Origin of the sequence: Edwardsiella piscicida (assembly GCF_021733145.1) — a bacterium.
GTDB classification, from domain to species: Bacteria; Pseudomonadota; Gammaproteobacteria; order Enterobacterales; family Enterobacteriaceae; genus Edwardsiella; species Edwardsiella piscicida.
Genome location: NZ_CP090968.1, coordinates 2,642,174 through 2,658,948, shown reverse-complemented (window position 1 = coordinate 2,658,948; position 16,775 = coordinate 2,642,174). Strand labels below are relative to the sequence as shown.

The 16,775-nt window shown below is 59.5% G+C and carries 17 protein-coding genes; 7 read left to right on the top strand and 10 right to left on the bottom strand.

The features are described from left to right. The first annotated feature begins 34 nt into the window (after positions 1 to 34). From L1P05_RS12065 to L1P05_RS12050, 4 genes are all read left to right on the top strand, one after another. On the top strand, positions 35 to 1,525 hold the full coding sequence (locus L1P05_RS12065) for a DUF2264 domain-containing protein (protein WP_034168605.1): 1,491 nt from the start codon (positions 35 to 37) through the stop codon (positions 1,523 to 1,525). A 99-nt stretch (positions 1,526 to 1,624) separates the two neighbouring features. Beyond that, on the top strand, positions 1,625 to 2,479 hold the full coding sequence (locus L1P05_RS12060; protein WP_012849353.1) for a tagatose bisphosphate family class II aldolase: 855 nt from the start codon (positions 1,625 to 1,627) through the stop codon (positions 2,477 to 2,479). Between the two features lie 14 nt (positions 2,480 to 2,493). Next, the gene (locus L1P05_RS12055; protein WP_012849352.1) at positions 2,494 to 3,075 is read left to right on the top strand and encodes a DJ-1/PfpI family protein; all 582 of its coding nucleotides are present in this window, start codon (positions 2,494 to 2,496) and stop codon (positions 3,073 to 3,075) included. A 309-nt stretch (positions 3,076 to 3,384) separates the two neighbouring features. After that, on the top strand, positions 3,385 to 4,095 hold the full coding sequence (locus tag L1P05_RS12050) for an oligogalacturonate-specific porin KdgM family protein (RefSeq protein WP_012849350.1): 711 nt from the start codon (positions 3,385 to 3,387) through the stop codon (positions 4,093 to 4,095). 50 nt (positions 4,096 to 4,145) lie between these two features. Here L1P05_RS12050 and yajD read toward each other — a convergent pair whose 3' ends face one another. The 3 genes from yajD to L1P05_RS12035 form a co-directional block, all read right to left on the bottom strand. After that, positions 4,146 to 4,493, bottom strand: a complete 348-nt coding sequence (gene yajD, locus L1P05_RS12045) for an HNH nuclease YajD (RefSeq protein ID WP_012849349.1) — start codon at positions 4,491 to 4,493, stop codon at positions 4,146 to 4,148. Between the two features lie 184 nt (positions 4,494 to 4,677). Continuing rightward, positions 4,678 to 6,345, bottom strand: a complete 1,668-nt coding sequence (locus tag L1P05_RS12040; RefSeq protein ID WP_012849348.1) for a methyl-accepting chemotaxis protein — start codon at positions 6,343 to 6,345, stop codon at positions 4,678 to 4,680. A 209-nt stretch (positions 6,346 to 6,554) separates the two neighbouring features. Beyond that, positions 6,555 to 7,457, bottom strand: coding sequence for a LysR family transcriptional regulator (locus L1P05_RS12035; protein WP_012849347.1), 903 nt, complete (start codon positions 7,455 to 7,457; stop codon positions 6,555 to 6,557). A 599-nt stretch (positions 7,458 to 8,056) separates the two neighbouring features. On the opposite strand from L1P05_RS12035, the gene L1P05_RS12030 reads away from it, so the two are divergent. Both L1P05_RS12030 and eco read left to right on the top strand, forming a co-directional pair. After that, entirely contained in the window at positions 8,057 to 9,652 is a 1,596-nt protein-coding gene (locus tag L1P05_RS12030; RefSeq protein WP_012849345.1) for an ABC-F family ATPase, read from the top strand. 180 nt (positions 9,653 to 9,832) lie between these two features. Further along, positions 9,833 to 10,336: a serine protease inhibitor ecotin gene (eco, locus tag L1P05_RS12025; protein WP_015683427.1), complete on the top strand. Its 504-nt coding sequence runs from the start codon at positions 9,833 to 9,835 to the stop codon at positions 10,334 to 10,336. A gap of 48 nt (positions 10,337 to 10,384) precedes the next feature. On the opposite strand, the gene L1P05_RS12020 is transcribed toward eco, so the two are convergent. The 3 genes from L1P05_RS12020 to L1P05_RS12010 form a co-directional block, all read right to left on the bottom strand. Next, entirely contained in the window at positions 10,385 to 10,753 is a 369-nt protein-coding gene (locus tag L1P05_RS12020) for a helix-turn-helix domain-containing protein (RefSeq protein ID WP_012849343.1), read from the bottom strand. Between the two features lie 210 nt (positions 10,754 to 10,963). Next, positions 10,964 to 11,602 carry a leucine efflux protein LeuE gene (gene leuE, locus L1P05_RS12015; RefSeq protein WP_012849342.1) on the bottom strand — a complete coding sequence of 213 codons (639 nt, stop codon included), beginning with the start codon at positions 11,600 to 11,602 and terminating at the stop codon, positions 10,964 to 10,966. Between the two features lie 209 nt (positions 11,603 to 11,811). Next, positions 11,812 to 12,021: a hypothetical protein gene (locus L1P05_RS12010; RefSeq protein WP_012849341.1), complete on the bottom strand. Its 210-nt coding sequence runs from the start codon at positions 12,019 to 12,021 to the stop codon at positions 11,812 to 11,814. A gap of 661 nt (positions 12,022 to 12,682) precedes the next feature. Between L1P05_RS12010 and L1P05_RS12005 the strand changes: the two genes are divergently transcribed. Further along, entirely contained in the window at positions 12,683 to 12,922 is a 240-nt protein-coding gene (locus L1P05_RS12005; RefSeq protein WP_012849340.1) for a hypothetical protein, read from the top strand. A 200-nt stretch (positions 12,923 to 13,122) separates the two neighbouring features. Here L1P05_RS12005 and L1P05_RS12000 read toward each other — a convergent pair whose 3' ends face one another. From L1P05_RS12000 to cstA, 4 genes are all read right to left on the bottom strand, one after another. Continuing rightward, complete coding sequence (locus tag L1P05_RS12000) at positions 13,123 to 13,368, bottom strand: GTP-binding protein (protein ID WP_012849339.1); 246 nt, start codon at positions 13,366 to 13,368, stop codon at positions 13,123 to 13,125. A gap of 30 nt (positions 13,369 to 13,398) precedes the next feature. Beyond that, positions 13,399 to 14,163 (bottom strand): CobW family GTP-binding protein, encoded by a 765-nt coding sequence (locus tag L1P05_RS11995; RefSeq protein ID WP_012849338.1) that lies wholly within the window; start codon positions 14,161 to 14,163, stop codon positions 13,399 to 13,401. Between the two features lie 64 nt (positions 14,164 to 14,227). Further along, complete coding sequence (locus L1P05_RS11990) at positions 14,228 to 14,425, bottom strand: YbdD/YjiX family protein (protein WP_012849337.1); 198 nt, start codon at positions 14,423 to 14,425, stop codon at positions 14,228 to 14,230. Between the two features lie 56 nt (positions 14,426 to 14,481). After that, positions 14,482 to 16,593: a pyruvate/proton symporter CstA gene (gene cstA, locus L1P05_RS11985; RefSeq protein ID WP_012849336.1), complete on the bottom strand. Its 2,112-nt coding sequence runs from the start codon at positions 16,591 to 16,593 to the stop codon at positions 14,482 to 14,484. Positions 16,594 to 16,775 lie beyond the last annotated feature (182 nt).

The window sequence follows — 16,775 nt, the reverse complement described above, 5'->3', positions numbered from 1 at the left end:
TTTTTTTGACTTTTTTCTGAGCGAGGGCGTCCGTATGGCGCAGAAGAAAATCGAGGGCGCACCGCGTCCGATCATTCCCTATGAGCACCCCGATGGGCAGATGTACCTGCATCTGCTGCGCGAGCGTCTGATCCGCCTGCGCTGGCGTAAGCGCGCCTATACCCGCAACGACGCCGCCCTGCGGGCCTGCTTTGCCGACGATAGCCAGCCGCTGGAGCGCCAGTGCGACACGCTGGTGCGCTACGTGGCGGAGGCGTTTGACCACTACGCGGTGTGGGATTATACCCATGCCTACTACCCCGGCCGACCCAGTCAGCAGAATGCCCGCACCGACGCCATGGAGGGGTGCAGCCGGGTGCTGCCGACGCTGGCGACCTGGCTGCATAGCGCGGCGGCGCAGGGGCGGAACAGCGTCCTGACGGGGCTGAACGGACAGCGCTGGGACATCGCCGAGATGCTGAGCCGGGCGTTTCTGGCCGGCACCGATCCGGCGCATCCCGGCTATTGGGGTACGCTGCACGACTACGATCAGCGCATCTGCGAGAGCGCCGATCTGGCGCTGGCGCTGTGGCTGAGCAAGACGTGGGTCTGGTCGCGCTTCGACGCGCGCGCGCGCGCGCAGATCCTGACCTGGTTTCGCCAGGTGCCGGCGCGTCAAACGGTGGACAACAACTGGCACCTGTTCGGCCTGACGGTCGAGGCGGTGCTGTGTGATCTGAGCGGCGAAGGCGAGATAGACCCGCAAAAGTATCAGCGAATTAAGGCGTTTTATGTCGGCGAGGGGTGGTTCCGCGACGGCGCGCGCGGTAACTATGACTACTACAATGCCTGGGGATTCCACTACTCCCTGTACTGGCTGGATCAGATCGATCCGCAGTTTGACCGGGCCTTTATTCACGACGCCCTGCGCCAGTTTAACGACGGCTACCGTCACCTGATTACCCCCCAGGGGATCGCCTTCTTCGGCCGCAGCGCCTGCTATCGCCTGGCCGCCGCCGCACCGCTGCTGGCGGAGGCCAGTCAGGCTGCGACGGCGCAGAGCCTGGGCTGTGCGCGGCGGGCGCTGGAGGTGACGCTGCGCTATTTCATCGCCAACGGGGCGATGCGGGCCGGCGCGCCGACCCAGGGGCTGTTTGCCGATGATGCGCGCCTGGTGGACAACTACAGCGGGCCGGCCAGCAGCTTTTGGTCGCTGCGCGCGCTGAATATCGCGCTGTACAGCGCGCCGCAGAGCGGGCTATGGCAGGCGACGTCGCTGCCGCTGCCGGTAGAGCAGGGCGACTTTTCGCACCGTATCGACGCGATCGGCGTGCAGCTTCTGGGCTGTCAGGAGACCGGCGAGAGCGTGGCGCTGTTCCTGCACGACTATACCAAGGCGCAGAGTCCCCTGAGCCGTCGCCTGCTGCGCCAGCGCCCGTGGCAGTGGCTGCAGGAGAGCCTAACGGGGCGCGCCGAGCGGCCAAAAAACAACCTGCTGCGCAAGGGGGTGACCTGCTACAGTTCGAAGATGGATCTTTACTTTTAGTTTCGCCGGTCAATGTCACACTTTTATTGTCTTTTGAATGTTTTCTTTATTTTGTTTTAATGATTAAATGAAAGCAGATGAAGATGCGGAGGTGTGACGATGTTTTTGGTTTCTTCCCGGGATATGCTGCTGCAGGCGCAGGCCAAGGGGTACGCGGTACCGGCGTTTAACATTCACAACCTGGAGACCATTCAGGTCATTGCCAAGACGGCGGCCCAGATGGGGTCTCCGGTGATCCTGGCCGGTACGCCCGGTACCTTTAGCTACGCCGGCGTCGCCTATCTGGTGGATATTTGCCGCGAGGCGGCGCGTGAATACCGTATTCCGCTGGCGCTGCATCTGGACCACCATGAGTCCTATGAGGATATCTGCACCAAGGTGGCGAGCGGCGTCCGGTCGGCGATGATCGACGCTTCGCACCACGCCTTTGCGGAGAACGTGGCCCTGACCCGTCGGGTCGTGGAGTATTGCCACCGTCTGGACTGCACCGTTGAGGCCGAGCTGGGCCGACTGGTCGGTCAGGAGGATGATCTGGTGGTCGACGCGGCGCACGGCAGCTATACCGATCCGGCGATGGCGGCCGAGTTCGCCCAGGCGACCGGCATCGACTCCCTGGCCATCGCTATCGGCACCGCGCACGGCATGTATAAAGAGGCGCCGCGCCTGGACTTTGACCGCCTGGCCCTGATCCGCCGTCAGACCGAGGTTCCGCTGGTGCTGCATGGCGCCTCCGGCATCCCGGATCAGGATGTCGAGCGCTGCGTCTCGCTGGGGATCTGTAAGGTCAACGTGGCGACGGAGCTGAAGATCGCCTTCTCTGACGCGGTGAAAGCCTATTTCGCCAGCCATCCCGCGGCGAACGATATGCGTCACTATATGGAACCGGGTAAGGCGGCGATGCAGCAGGTGGTGGAACAGAAGATCCGCATCTGCGGCAGCGCCGGACAGCTGTAAGGAGAGCACTGAGGATGACGAAACGGGTTGCCGTCCTGTTGGCGCACGGGTTTGAAGAGGGTGAGGCGGTGGTGTTTATCGACATCATGCGTCGCCTGGATATTCAGGTGGAGATCCTCTCCTGCGAGGAGAGCCTGGCGCTGAACAGCTATTTTGAGACCCCTATCCGGGCCGATGCGCTGCTGGCCGATCGCCTGGAGACGCTGTACGACGCGGTGATGATGCCGGGCGGGCCTCAGGGCACCGACCGCCTGAACGCCAGCGCCAGCGTGGTCGCATTTTTACGCCGCCACATTGCGGCAGATAAATATATCTGCGCGCTGTGCTCCTCCGGCGCCAAGGTGTTAGCCGCCCATGGCCTGCTCGAGGGACGGCGCTACAGCACCGGAGACAAGCTGGCCGAGCGTTTTGCCGACGGCGAGTATGTGGACAGGGATGTGGTGGTCGATGGCCGCTTTATCTCGGCCAAGGGACTGGGCGTCAGTTTTGAGTTTGCCTTTACCGTCGCTCGCCATTTATTGGCGGATAATGTTGCCAAGGTAGATGCTCAGGCCAGCCATATCTATTTTCGGCGCTGGCCGTTAACGGAATATTGATCGATTGCCGAAAGTTTTGGGGTTATTTTACTGCGACGGTATCGCCTACGGGGGATACCGTTTTTTTTTATTATGGCACTATCCTTTCTTTTTATTTCTTTCGCTTGCTTTCTGTTTGGTGTGATTTTGTGATCGTGCGTAATAAAATGAAACTTTAGCGCGCGTAGTATATCCCTACGCCAACGGCGGCTTCGATCGCTCTGGCGTCGGCGCTGCGCGGCGTCAATGCGCTATGGCTCGGGCATCATAACGGCAACGCGCGGGTTACCCATCAGTCAATAATTAATATTGAAAAGAGTTAAGGATACGATGAACAAGTTAATTTACTTGGCCGCACTCCCATGCTTGTTTTCTGCCTCTCCGTCATGGGCCAATAATTATAAAACCAGCGTTGAATACCGTCATGAGTATCGTGAGGGCGTAAAAAAACATAGCGATAGGTTTAAGGTATTTTTAGATACCGGCAATCATATCGGCTTCGAGTTTGATGCCCGCTATGGTAACCACGATGATAAAGCCTATGATCAGATGTACCTGAATGGCTCTGAGCTAAATGTTTTTTATTATACCGATCTGAATAAAAATACCCTGCTGCTGGCAGGTAACTCCTTTGACTTTACCTCTGAGGGGCTGGTATTCATTCCGTTTGTGCGCCTGAACTACACCTTTGATAATGGTTTCTATATCAATGGGCGCTATAAGTGGAAGCTATGGGACTACTCGATGAAGGGGGTAGACCAACAGCCTTACCATTCAAAGATCCAGGAGTTTGATACGTTTATTGGCTATAAGTGGGGGCAGTGGAACTTTCAGTATCAGCTAGATCTGATGCGTGAGATGTCCGCCAACGGCCAGCCGCTGTATAACGGTAAAAAGTGGGACTATGCCAATAACTTTAGGGTGGTATACGCCATTGATGCCAACTGGCGCCCCTTTATCGAAATCGGCGATATCAAGGAGAGCCGCGACAGCGATCGGCGCCAGGGACGCTATCGTATCGGTCTAAAATATACCTGGTAATCCGCGCCCGCGCTCACCGGGGTTACGCGGCGGCGTCACCCCGGCTGGGACTATTTTTTCCCGTTTAGGCGGCTTTTCAGGTCGGCAAACGGGTTGTAGGTCGCTACGCCCACCTCTTGCTGCGCATCTTCACCGGCGACTACGCGGGTGCCAAATGCGTCGGCCTCCGTGTATTTTTCGTGCTCATGATCGTGGCAATAGAGGCACAGGAGCTCCCAGTTGCTGCCGTCGGCGGGGTTGTTGGTGTGGTCGTGATCGAGGTGGTGCACCGTTAGCTCACGCAGGTTGGAGTAGACAAATTCGCGGGCGCAGCGTCCGCAGACCCAGGGAAACAGCTTCAGGGCCTGTTCGCGGTAGCCGCTTTCCAATCGGGCATAGTTTTTGGGAATGATAGCCATACGCTTATCTCGTCGAGAAAAAGGATGGCGTCTATGGTAGGGCAAAGCGGCGCTGCGATCACTCGGCGATTGCCGGTGCGGCGTTAATTGTGCGAGCGGACGCCGGTTTTGCCGCTGGGCAAGGCGGGGAGAGGAGTGAGAGGAGCGGCGCCCAGGCGCCGCTCCCTGCCGATCGTCTCAAGGATTAGAACTGATCCCAGTTGGCGTCGTCGTCGCTGCGGGAGGCCGCGGCCGCCTTGGCGGACGGCGCCGGCGTCGCCGGTGCGGCGACGGGCTTGGCACTGACCGGCGCCTTCTCTTCCTGGTCGTTGGTGCGGAACTGGGAGACGGTCTGGTTCAGGCGGTCGGCCTGATCCTCCAGCGCGCCGGCGGCGGCGGCGGACTGCTCCACCAGGGCGGCGTTCTGCTGGGTTACCTTATCCATCTCATTGATCGCCAGTGCTATCTGGGCAATGCCGCGGCTCTGCTCTTCGGAGGCAGAGGAGATCTCCTGCATGGTGTCGGAGATGTGGTTCACGGAGGTGACAATCTCTTCCATCGCATGGCTGACGTTTTCCACCAGCTGATTGCCCTGATCGACTCGGGTTACCGAGGTGTCGATCAGCCCCTTGATCTCTTTGGCGGCCTGCGCGCTGCGCTGCGCCAGGTTGCGCACTTCGCCGGCGACGACGGCGAAGCCGCGTCCCTGCTCACCGGCGCGGGCGGCTTCGACCGCGGCGTTCAGCGCCAGGATGTTGGTCTGGAAGGCGATGCCGTCGATTACGCCGGTAATATCGCCAATTTTACGTGAACTTTCGGCAATTTCGGTCATGGTGCTGACCATCTGACGGGTGATCTTTCCACCGTTGACGGCGATGGTTGAGGCCTTCTGCACCAGGTCGGTGGCCTCGCGGGCGCTGTCGGCGTTGTTTTTCACCGTGCTGGAGATCTGCTCCATGCTGGAGGCGGTCTCCTCCAGCGAGCTGGCCTGCTCCTCGGTACGGCTGGAGAGGTCGTTGTTGCCGGCGGCAATCTCCTGCACGCCGGTAAAGATATTCTGGGTGCCGGCGCGTACCGCGCCGACCATGTGGGCCAGCTCGTCGCGCATATGGCGCAGCCCCTGCATCAGCTGGCTGACTTCGTTATCGCCGCGCGCCTGAATATCGATGGCCAGGTTGCCGTGGGCAATCTCGGCCTGATAGGCGATCACCTGCTGGATACGGGCGATGATGTGGTTACGCACCCAGTACAGCACCAGGGCGGTCATCGCCAGGAACAGGATCATAAAGCCGATGGTCAGCGGGATCATCTGGCGGTAGTTGGCCGCCGCTGCCTGGGAGGCCGGGCTGATGATCTGGTTGGCGACGTAGTCGGAGGCCTCATCCAGAGAGGACATAAAGCCGCTGCTGGAGTGGTTTTTCAGCACGCTCTGAAAGCCGGCGATATCGTTGCTCTGCAGGCATTCGATCATCGAGACCAGATCGGCGCGCGCTTTGCCATACAGACCGCGTACTTTTTCGGCGCGGCCGTTATCGTGGCCGCTGCTGAGGGAGAGGCTGTAGAAGTTCTCCATCTCTTTATCGACGTTGCTGAGCTTCTGCAGCAGGTTGCCGAGGGAGACGCGGGCGTTGCCCTCATCGCTGTGGGCGCTCAGCGCCAGGGCATCCTTCATGATCTCTTCGCGGATCTGGGTAATGGAGGCATAGGCGCGGTCCATCGCCATAATTTGGTTGAAGCCGCTGGAGATTTGATCGAGGCGGGTGTCGGTGCTGGAGGCATCGCGCAGACTCCAGATGCCGGAAAAGATCTGCAGGCCGCAGAACAGGGCCAGAACGGCCATCAGTCCCCGTGAAATTTTCAATCGTTCAAACATATCTAACCTGTCGTGAGCAGTAATGGAGTCAATGTCCGGCGCGCAGAGGTACCGAGGCCGGAAAAAGGTGTGCTATTACTGTCGGTTGATAGTGTAAAAACTTTAATGGTTTAGCTAATTAATTAAATGTGGCGTGTAAGGATAACGTGGCGATCCCAGCGCAGAACGAGTCGCATTGACCGTTCTGCGGTAGGATAAAACGGACGCCATTAATCGCCAAACAACGTGGGATGAAGGTCGCCATTCAGCAGGCGTTCTCGCCACCACTGCACGGCGCGTCCGGCCTTGGCGTGGCGCCAGCCGACGTAGGCCACCTCGCGCGGGGGGGTAAACGCCAGGGGCGGCGCGCAGAGGCGCCGCTGCGTCAGGTAGGGGCGCGCGGCGTGTCGCGGCAGGTAGCCGGCCCCCGCGCCGCTAAGCAAGAGGCTGATTTGGTATGCCGCGTCATAGACCACGATATGCTGCGGCGTCTCCTGCCCCGCGGCGGCGGGGCTGACGGCGAGCCTGTCGCCCATCACGATGGTTCGCTGCTCGCCGAGCTGCTGTGGCGTCAGCGGGTGCGCGCAGCGGTTCAGGGGATGGTCGGGTGCCACCGCCAGCAGGGTATCGATATAGCCCAGGCTCTGATAGGTGTAGCCGCCGTTTTCCGGCAGCTGGGGGGCCGTGCCAATGATGATATCGGCCATGGCGCCGCGCTCGCCGCCTGCTCCGCTCTGCGTCGGCGCATGGGGCATCAGGTGCAGGCGGGTATGACGGTGTGCCTGAATGAAGGCATCGATCACCGGGTGCAGGGTGTGCGGCAGGATATAGCCCTCCAGCGCCATGAACATCTCCATCTCCCAGCCCGACTCCAGCAGCGTCGCCTGGCGCTCTAGCTCCTGCGCCTCGTTCAGCAGGCGGCGCCCCTTTTCCAGAATGATGCGCCCGGCGCGGGTAAAGCGCGCGCGGTGGCCGCTGCGGTCGAGCAGCTGTAGATTCAGGTTACTTTCCAGCTTTTGTACCATGTAGCTCAGGGCGGCGGGGGTTTTATACAGCGACTGGGCGGCCGCCGCGAAGCTGCCGTGTCGATCAAGCGCATCGAGGATCAGCAGCACCTCCAGATTTATACGCATAGGCGGCTCCGTCCGGGGCGCGTCGCGCGCCGGTGGTCGATGCGCTTTTCGTCATGCGTGAAAAGGGCATGGCCCATCAGCAAAATACGGAAAGTGAATACGGATAAACGCCGATTTATTTTTTTATTCGATACTTTAGATAAAAGAAAGACTTTCATCTTGCCATAACGCAAATTAATTATCATATATCCCTTTGAATAGCTATGCAGATATATCTGTATATTTATTTTGGTGTGGTGATTAAATATAAAGCCCGCGGGTTACTATTTGCGCGGAGTGATTAATGTTTTGCCGTCAGTGTAATAAATTTTATTTTCTTTTTATTCTAAATAGAAAGTATTAATGAGCTGCCCCGTAAATATATGCTAATTATTAATTGAGTGCGACGCTATTGGCGCTGTCGCAGAGAATAATCTTTTTTATTTTGTCCGATCGCTTATTGGTCGCACACGAAATATGTCGTGGACGCCGGCGGGGCGCGGGTCTCCCGCGAGCGCGGCGGGGGGGGGGGGCGCCATCGCGCCGCGCAGTGGACGACATTTGTGCTGCGTTTGTGGCATAATGTGAACAAAATCACGTTAACCTATTGAGATTGCGCTGTGCTGATAAGTAACAACATCACCATGCAGTTTGGCAGTAAGCCGCTGTTTGAGAATATTTCTGTCAAATTTGGCGGTGGAAACCGCTACGGTCTGATCGGCGCCAACGGCTGCGGAAAGTCTACGCTGATGAAGATCCTCGGCGGCGATCTGCAGCCGACGGCCGGGAACGTCGCGCTGGATCCGAATGAGCGTCTGGGTAAGCTGCGTCAGGATCAGTTCGCCTTTGAAAAATACAGCGTGATCGATACGGTCATCATGGGGCACCAGGAGCTGTGGGCGGTGAAAGAGGAGCGCGATCGTATCTACGCGCTGGCGGAGATGAGCGAAGAGGAGGGATACCGCGTCGCCGATCTGGAGGTCGCCTACGGTGAAATGGACGGCTACAGCGCCGAGGCCCGCGCCGGTGAACTGCTGCTGGGCGTCGGCATCCCGGTCGAACAGCACTATGGCACCATGAGCGAAGTGGCGCCGGGCTGGAAGCTGCGCGTGCTGCTGGCGCAGGCGCTGTTTTCCGATCCGGATATCCTGCTGCTCGACGAACCGACCAACAACCTGGATATCGATACTATCCGCTGGCTGGAGACGGTGCTGAACGAGCGCAACAGTACCATGATCATCATCTCCCATGACCGCCATTTTCTGAATATGGTGTGCACCCATATGGCCGATCTGGACTACGGCGAGCTGCGCATTTACCCGGGCAACTATGATGACTATATGACGGCGGCCACCCAGGCCCGCGAGCGCCTGCTGGCGGACAACGCCAAGAAAAAGGCGCAGATCGCCGAGCTGCAGTCGTTCGTCAGTCGCTTTAGCGCCAACGCCTCTAAGTCGCGTCAGGCTACCTCGCGCGCCCGTCAGATCGATAAGATCAAGCTGGACGATGTGAAGGCCTCTAGCCGTCAGAACCCGTTCATCCGCTTCGAGCAGGAGAAAAAGCTGTTCCGCAACGCGCTGGAGCTGACGGACCTGAGCAAAGGCTTCGATAACGGCCCGCTGTTCAGCGGGGTGAAGCTGCTGCTGGAGGCCGGCGAGAAGCTGGCGGTGCTGGGGACCAACGGCGTCGGTAAATCCACCCTGCTGAAAACCCTGGTTGGCGATCTGACGCCGGACGCCGGCGGCGTCAAGTGGGCTGAAAACGCCCAGATAGGCTACTACGCGCAGGATCACGAGTATGAGTTTGAACAGGATATGACCCTGTTCGACTGGATGAGCCAGTGGCGCCAACAGGGCGATGACGAGCAGGCCGTGCGCGGGTTCCTCGGTCGTCTGCTGTTTAGCCAAGAGGACATCAAAAAGTCGGTTAAGGTGCTCTCCGGCGGTGAGAAGGGGCGTCTGCTGTTCGGTAAGCTGATGATGCGCCGCCCCAACGTCCTGGTGATGGATGAGCCGACCAACCATATGGACATGGAGTCGATCGAGGCGCTGAACATTGCGCTGGAGCTGTATCAGGGAACGCTGATCTTCGTCTCCCACGACCGTGAGTTTGTCAGTTCGCTGGCGACCCGGATCGTGGAGATCACCCCGCAGAAGGTGGTGGACTTTGGCGGCGGCTACGAAGAGTACCTGCGCAGTAAAGGCGTCGATGAGTAAACGAACGGCCCTGCGGGGCCGTTTTTTTTTCGGGGCACGGCGGCGCGCGCGCGTTGTCGCACGGCCGACGCCGCGCGCTGCCCCTGTTTGTCAGAATGCGCCTATGGGGAGCGCGCATGCCGATGTGGTAGGCTGTTACCCGTTTGGCGCATCGCGCACAGGATAAATAAGGATTTGATGATGAAGACATTCTCTATGATGATGGCGGGCATGATGCTAGCCGCTTCTTCCGTGAGCGCCTGGGCCGGCTCGGCGGATCTCAGCCGTCAGCCGCTGGATAAGGTGGCACCCTATCCTCAGGCCGAACAGGGCATGACGCGTCAGGTTATCTATCTGCCGCCGCGCGACGATGAAGCGGCGCTGCGGGTTGAGCTGTTGATCGGTAAAACGCTGCAGGTCGACTGTAACCGCCAGCGCCTGATGGGGCAGCTGGAGAGCAAGACCCTGCAGGGGTGGGGATACGACTACCTGGTGATGGATAAGGTCAGCGGACCGATGGGTACGCTGATGGCCTGCCCGGATAATCAGCGTCATCCGGCGTTTGTGACGGTTCACTTAGGCGATAGCGCGCTGCAGCGCTACAACAGCAAGCTGCCGCTGGTGGTCTATGTGCCGCAGGGCGTTCAGGTGAAGTACCGTATCTGGCAGGCCCAGCCGGCGGTGATGGACGCGCAGATCAAATAAGGCGCGGTGGCGGGCCGATGACGCCCGCCGCGATGGGGCGTACGGACATTAGGCGAGCGATAGCGCAACGCGGTGCTCGCCGTCCGTTTGCTGGCGATAGCTGCCGGGCGAGGTGCCGTAGCGGCGCTTAAAGGCCCGGCTGAAGGTCTGCTGGCTATCAAAGCCGTACTGCAGCGTGATCTCCATAATCTTCTTATTGCTGCGCTGCAGCTCCACCGCCGCCCGGATCAGGCGGCGTTTGCGCACATAGGCGGCCAGGCTGTAGCCGGTGACCTCTTTAAACAGGCGCTGCAGATACCATTTGGAATAACCCGCCCGTTCGGCGATATCGTCGATCAGAATACGCTTGTCCAGATTCTGCTCTATCCACTGAATTAATGCGTCGACCAACAGCTGGTGCTGTCCCTGGGTTGTCATTGGGTGTCCCTCATCGCTGGCGTTGTGTGTGCCTGTCTCCATAGTAGCGGAACAAAAATAGAGAGACTTATACAAAAACTAAGGCTTCTTGTTGTTTTGTAAAGAAATGCCAGCTAGGTGTTTCCAGGCGTAATAATGGCGGCAATGGGGAGAGAATATGGAGGAGGCCGGCGAAGATCGGGTCTTCGCCGGGCGGCGGTGAGGCGGTCGTTAGGCGGTGGCGGTGGCCAGTTTGCTGGCGAAGCCAAGGAACATCAGGCCGACCATGGAGTTCCCCAGGCGGGCCAGACGCTGTTTCTGTCCCAAAAAGTGGGCCAGCGCGGCGCCGGAGAAGATCAGAAACGTCATGTAGCAGATGCTGATGCACTCCAGGATGGTCGCCAGGATCAAAAACGAGAGCCCAGTGTGGGCGTAGTTCAGGTCGATAAACTGCACGAAGAAGGAGACATAGAACAGGATCGACTTAGGGTTGGTCAGGCTGAGCGTCAGCGCCTTACGGAAGGTATGGCTCACCTCGACGTGCTCCTCGCTGGCCTGACGCGGGGTGTGGCGCAGGGCAGAGTAGAGGATTTTGATCCCCAGATAGAGCAGATAGAGCGCCCCGAGCATTTTGATCAGGTTAAACAGAAACGGGGAGGAGCGGATCAGCGACGCGATCCCTAAATAGGCCAGGAAGATCAGGACTCCATCGCCGATCAGCACTGCGCTGGCGGCCTTATACCCTTCACGGATACCGCCGGTGATCCCGGTCTTGAGGACGAACAGCGTATTGGGACCGGGGACCAGAATGATGAATATCGCACCCAGGACATACGTCCAGATATTGAGTACGCCAAAGCTTTCTAACACATCAACCTCGTTTTAGTTAGTGAGTTATGCGGAACTATTGCCTTAATAATGTTCGATTATTCTACACACTTTAGGCGCCGAATGGCAGAGGCAAGATGCAGGTCGCGGAGCGTCTCGCTGCGACCTTTTTTCCGGCGTAGCCTCACCGCCAAGCCGGGCTGCGCACGGCCTGTCGGGACAGCACTTCTCCGCGGCGCCCGGACGGAGCGCTAGGCGGTACAGCAGTCGACGCTGGTCAAATGGTAGGTGTTATGCAGATCGATCATCGCCGCCAGGCGAGCGTTGGCCTTCATCATCGCCTTGGGGCGCGACTCCGCGCTGATGACAAAGGCGCCTTGCTCTTTGCTGGCGGTGGTTTTCCCGGTGTTTTCCTCTCTCAGGGTGAGAATACGGTCATAACGGCAGAGAAACTGTTGCATGTGTAGCCTCGAATGAATCGTCGGCGGGAGGCGACATCGCCACGGATGGCGGGTGCTCCCCGGTCCGAAACGCAGAAACGTACCGTGCGTTAAAAAAACGAGTGTCGGCGCGGTGGTGCGCCGCCGCGATGTCCGCGGGGTGCCTAGGGGAAGATAGAGATAATTTATTGTTTTTTCCCCTCTTCCTACCGACGCCGACCCGACGTGCCTTCGTCTGACGCGGCGTGCGGCCCGCGCTGACGAGAGGCGGTGTTCCGACGCTGCGCGGAACACTATTTAGTGTAATCATTATTACTTTAGCGAACATATAGATTTGTGAAATGCGTTGCAACCCGCCAGCGTCGTCGGCATTTCTTTGGTCGTCGGCGTACGCGCTGGCGTACACCTATGGATATGCTTATTTACGCACGTTTTTACCACATCTATGCGGCGGGGGAGGCTGAGAAGCGGATTACATCGGCGACGTTGTAGAATATTCGCACAGGAGATCTGCATAAAATTCCATAATTAGCAAAACTTATAACTATAAGCCGATTACGACAAATTCTATTGTCAGCGTTAATTTCTGGGTTTTGACTTGAACGCCACATTTTATCGTGAGATTAATGAGTCGTCTTAGAACCAAAAGGTATAGGTTCTGTTTAATCCAAGGAGAAATATTATGTTGACGGCAATTTATTCTGGTTTTCGTGGTTCGATGCGTTGGGCTCTCATGCCGGTCTATCGTGGGCATGGTGATTATACTTTATTGTTTACAGTGGTTTTTTTCTTCGGAATGAGCCTGGTGCGTTCAATGGCCTGGGGTGAAATGAATAGCTGGTATCACGTATTTATTAATATTCCTCTGCTGATGATCGCATATGCGCTGGCGTGGATGGTGGAGCGTGCCATTAAGGAGTAACGGTTTATTAAACAGGTAAAGGTTGATTTAACCTCCCGCACAGTCTTCGGACGTTTCCCATGCCGCCTATGCCAGCGAGCCTAATGACATAGGCGGCATTATTTAATTCAATATATTTATATCTCTGCGCCGTTTCTCCTCCTCCGCGCTTGTGCCTGAATACCTAGCATCGTCCTGAGCCTCTGCGTCCGCAGGGAGCGTCACGCTGCGCCTTCACCGCCCTGGGCGGCGTTAAACTCGGCCCGCAGCGTCGCTATCGGCAGATGACGGCCAATGATCACCAGCTGGGAGCGACGCGGCGCATCGGGCGGCCAGGGGGAGCCATAGTCAAAGCCGACCACCCGATGGATGCCCTGTACCACCAGGCGGCAAGGCTGATCGGCGATGGCCAATACCCCCTTATAGCGCAGCATATCGTTGCCGTGGCGTTCGACGCACTGCGCCATAAAGGCGCCGATACGCTGAAGATCCAGCTCTCACCCCTCCAGCAGATGCGCCTGAATGGCGTCATCGACCGCGGTGGAAGGGGCCGCCGCGGCGCGGAACGGCTGAAAGCGCGGCGCCGCCGCGGCGTGCGCCGTGACGATATGCAGCCCGCGGGAGACGCTGAGATCGTCGCTGAGGGTAAAGGCGTGCAGATCCAGCCACAGGGCCGCGGGACAGATACCGCGCTCGACCTGATACAGCTCGGCCCGCGAGTTGATGCGCCGAATCCGGGCGATGACCGCCTCGCGCTGTGCCTCGTCGACCCTATCGGCCTTGGTCAGCAGGATGCGATCGGCAAAGCCCAACTGGGCGGCGGCGACGGGATGCTCGTCCAGCTGGCGCGGCAGGTGCTGACAGTCGGCCAGCGCGATCACCGCGTCCAGACGCAGGGCATCGCGCAGCGCGGGCTCGACAAAGAAGGTCTGCACGATCGGCGCGGGATCGGCCAGGCCGGTGCTTTCGATGATGATATGGTCGAACTGGCGCTGCCCGGCGCGGCGCTGGGCCAGCAGATCGCTCAGCGCTGCGCTGAACTCGCCGCGCACGCTGCAGCAGAGGCAGCCGTTGCTGAGCTCGGTGACCGACACCGACGCGTCGGCCTCCAGCAGGGCGCCGTCGAGGTTGACGGCGCCAAACTCATTCTCCACGATGGCCAGGCGCCGATCGGGGCCGCTGCGCAGATAGTGGTTGAGCAGGGTGGTTTTGCCGGCGCCGAGGAAGCCGGTCAACAGGGTAACGGAAACGGGGCTCTGCATGGTCTCTCCCGGGTTGGCGGGGCGCGCAGGCGCCCCGCGGATACATAACGCCGCGCGCCGTCGCTCAGCAGCAGCGGGTGCTGCCTTTGCCGCCGTAGCGGGCATCCTGGCGCTCACGGAAAAAGTCCTCATAGCTCATCGGCGTCTGCTCGGGGTGCGTCAGCCGTATATGCTGGACATAGTTATCGTAATCGGGCACGCCGACCATTAGCTTGGCCGCCTGCCCGAGGTATTTACCGGCCTTGGCCAGGGTATCGAACATAGCGCCTCCTTCGTTGCGCCGCGTCGGCGCGCTGTACCGACGCGGCGTGGCCACCTTCACGCCTGACGCTGATGCTCAGGCAACCGATGATCCCCGTGCGACGGCGGCGTCATGGCCTGGTAGGGCACCTCATGCGCGCTGGGCTGCGGGTTACGCAGCGCGGACCGCGCCGTTTTCAGGGAGAACAGCCCCAGCACCACGACCACCACCATAAAGAACAGGGTGAGCCCGGCGTCCAGGCGGTTGTTAAAGACCAGCTGCGCCAGCTGCGACTGGGTGTACTGCGCCGGAATGGCGCCGCTGTCGATCATCGCCTGGAACTTGTTGGCGATGGCGAGGAAGCCGACCCGCGGATCGGCGCTGAAGGTTTTCTCCCAGCCGGCGCTCATGGTGCAGATCAGCAGCCAGGCGGTCGGCAGCAGGGCGACCCAGGCGTAGGCCTGGCGCTTCATGCGGAACAGCACCACGGCACACAGCATCAGTGCCATGCCCGCCAGCATCTGATTGGCAATGCCGAACAGCGGCCACAGGGTATTGATCCCGCCGAGGGGGTCGACCACACCCTGGTGGAGAAAGTAGCCCCAGGCCAGCACGCACAGCGCGGTCGCCAGCAGGTTGGCCGGTAGCGAGTCGGTCTTTTTCAGCGACGGCGAGATCACGCCCAGCAGATCCTGCAGCATAAAGCGCGCCGCCCGGGTGCCGGCATCGACGGCGGTCAGGATAAACAGCGCTTCAAACAGGATGGCGAAGTGATACCAGAAGGAGACATCCATCAGCCCACCGAGGGCGCCGTGCAGAATATAGGCCATGCCGACCGCCAGCGTCGGCGCGCCGCCGGCGCGGGAGATAATGCTCTGTTCGCCCACCTCGCTGGCGATGGCGTTCAGGGCATCCGGCGTGATGTGGAAGCCCCAGCTGCTGACCACCTGGGCGGCGGAAGCCACCACGTCGGCGCTGCCGGCCGGCGCCAGGATCGCCAGCGGGCTGTTCATGGCAAAGTAGACCCCCGGATCGATGACGCAGGCGGCGACCAGCGCCATGATGGCGACAAAGGACTCCATCAGCATGCCGCCGTAGCCGATAAAGCAGGCCTGATTTTCATTGGCCAGCATTTTGGGGGTGGTTCCCGAGGCGATCAGGGCGTGAAAGCCGGAGACCGCCCCGCAGGCGATGGTGATAAACAGGAAGGGGAACAGATCCCCGGCCCAGACCGGCCCGCTGCCGTCGATAAAGCGGGTCAGCGCCGGCATCTGCAGGGTCGGGCGCATGATCAGGATACCGATGGCCAGCCCGACGATGGTGCCGATCTTCAGAAAGGTGGAGAGGTAGTCGCGCGGCGCCAGCAGTAGCCATACCGGCAGCACCGAGGCGACAAAGCCGTAGCCGACCAGCATCCAGGTCAGTTGAACCCCGCTAAAGTCAAAATAGGGGCCCCAGACCGGACTTTCGGCGACCCATCCGCCGGAGATGATGGCAAAGATCAGGCAGACCAGGCCAATGATCGACACCTCACCGATGCGTCCCGGCCGCAGGTAACGAGTATAAATACCCATGAAGATCGCCAGCGGAATAGTAAAGGCGACGGTATAGGTCCCCCACGGGCTATGGGTCAGGGCCTTCACGACGATCATCGCCAGCACCGCCAGGATGATCACCATGATGATAAAGGTGGCCACCAGGGCGATCACCCCGGCGGTGTTGCCCATCTCGGTTTTCACCAGATCCCCCAGCGAGCGACCGTCGCGGCGGGTGGAGACAAACAGCACCATAAAATCCTGCACCGCGCCGGCCAGTACGACCCCCGCCAGCAGCCATAGCATGCCCGGCAGATAGCCCATCTGGGCGGCGAGCACCGGGCCGACCAGCGGACCGGCGCCGGCGATCGCGGCAAAGTGGTGGCCAAACAGCACCTTCTTATCGGTCGGGACATAGTCCAGGCCATCGTTGTGGCGCACCGCCGGCGTCATGCGCGTGGCATCGACCCCCAGCACGCGGTTGGCGATATAGAGCCCATAGTAGCGATAAGCGATCAGATAGACGCACACCGCCGCGACGACGATCCACAGCGCATTGATCTGCTCGCCGCGGTTCAGGGCGATGTAGCCGAGCGAGAAGGCGCCGAGGAGCGCCAGCGCGATCCAGAGGAGGGACTTACCAAGATTATCCATAACATTCCTTTTGCTTTTATTTTTCATGCACAGACAAATGGGTTTGCATATAAACAACAATGCCTATGAATAATAATGGAGCGCTCCGTGCGCGATGTTACATTTGGTAATGTTTTATCGATCTTGCAGAAAGGATCACTGATTGCGCTTGTATAGGATGCAACGAGACGCGTTATTGCGTG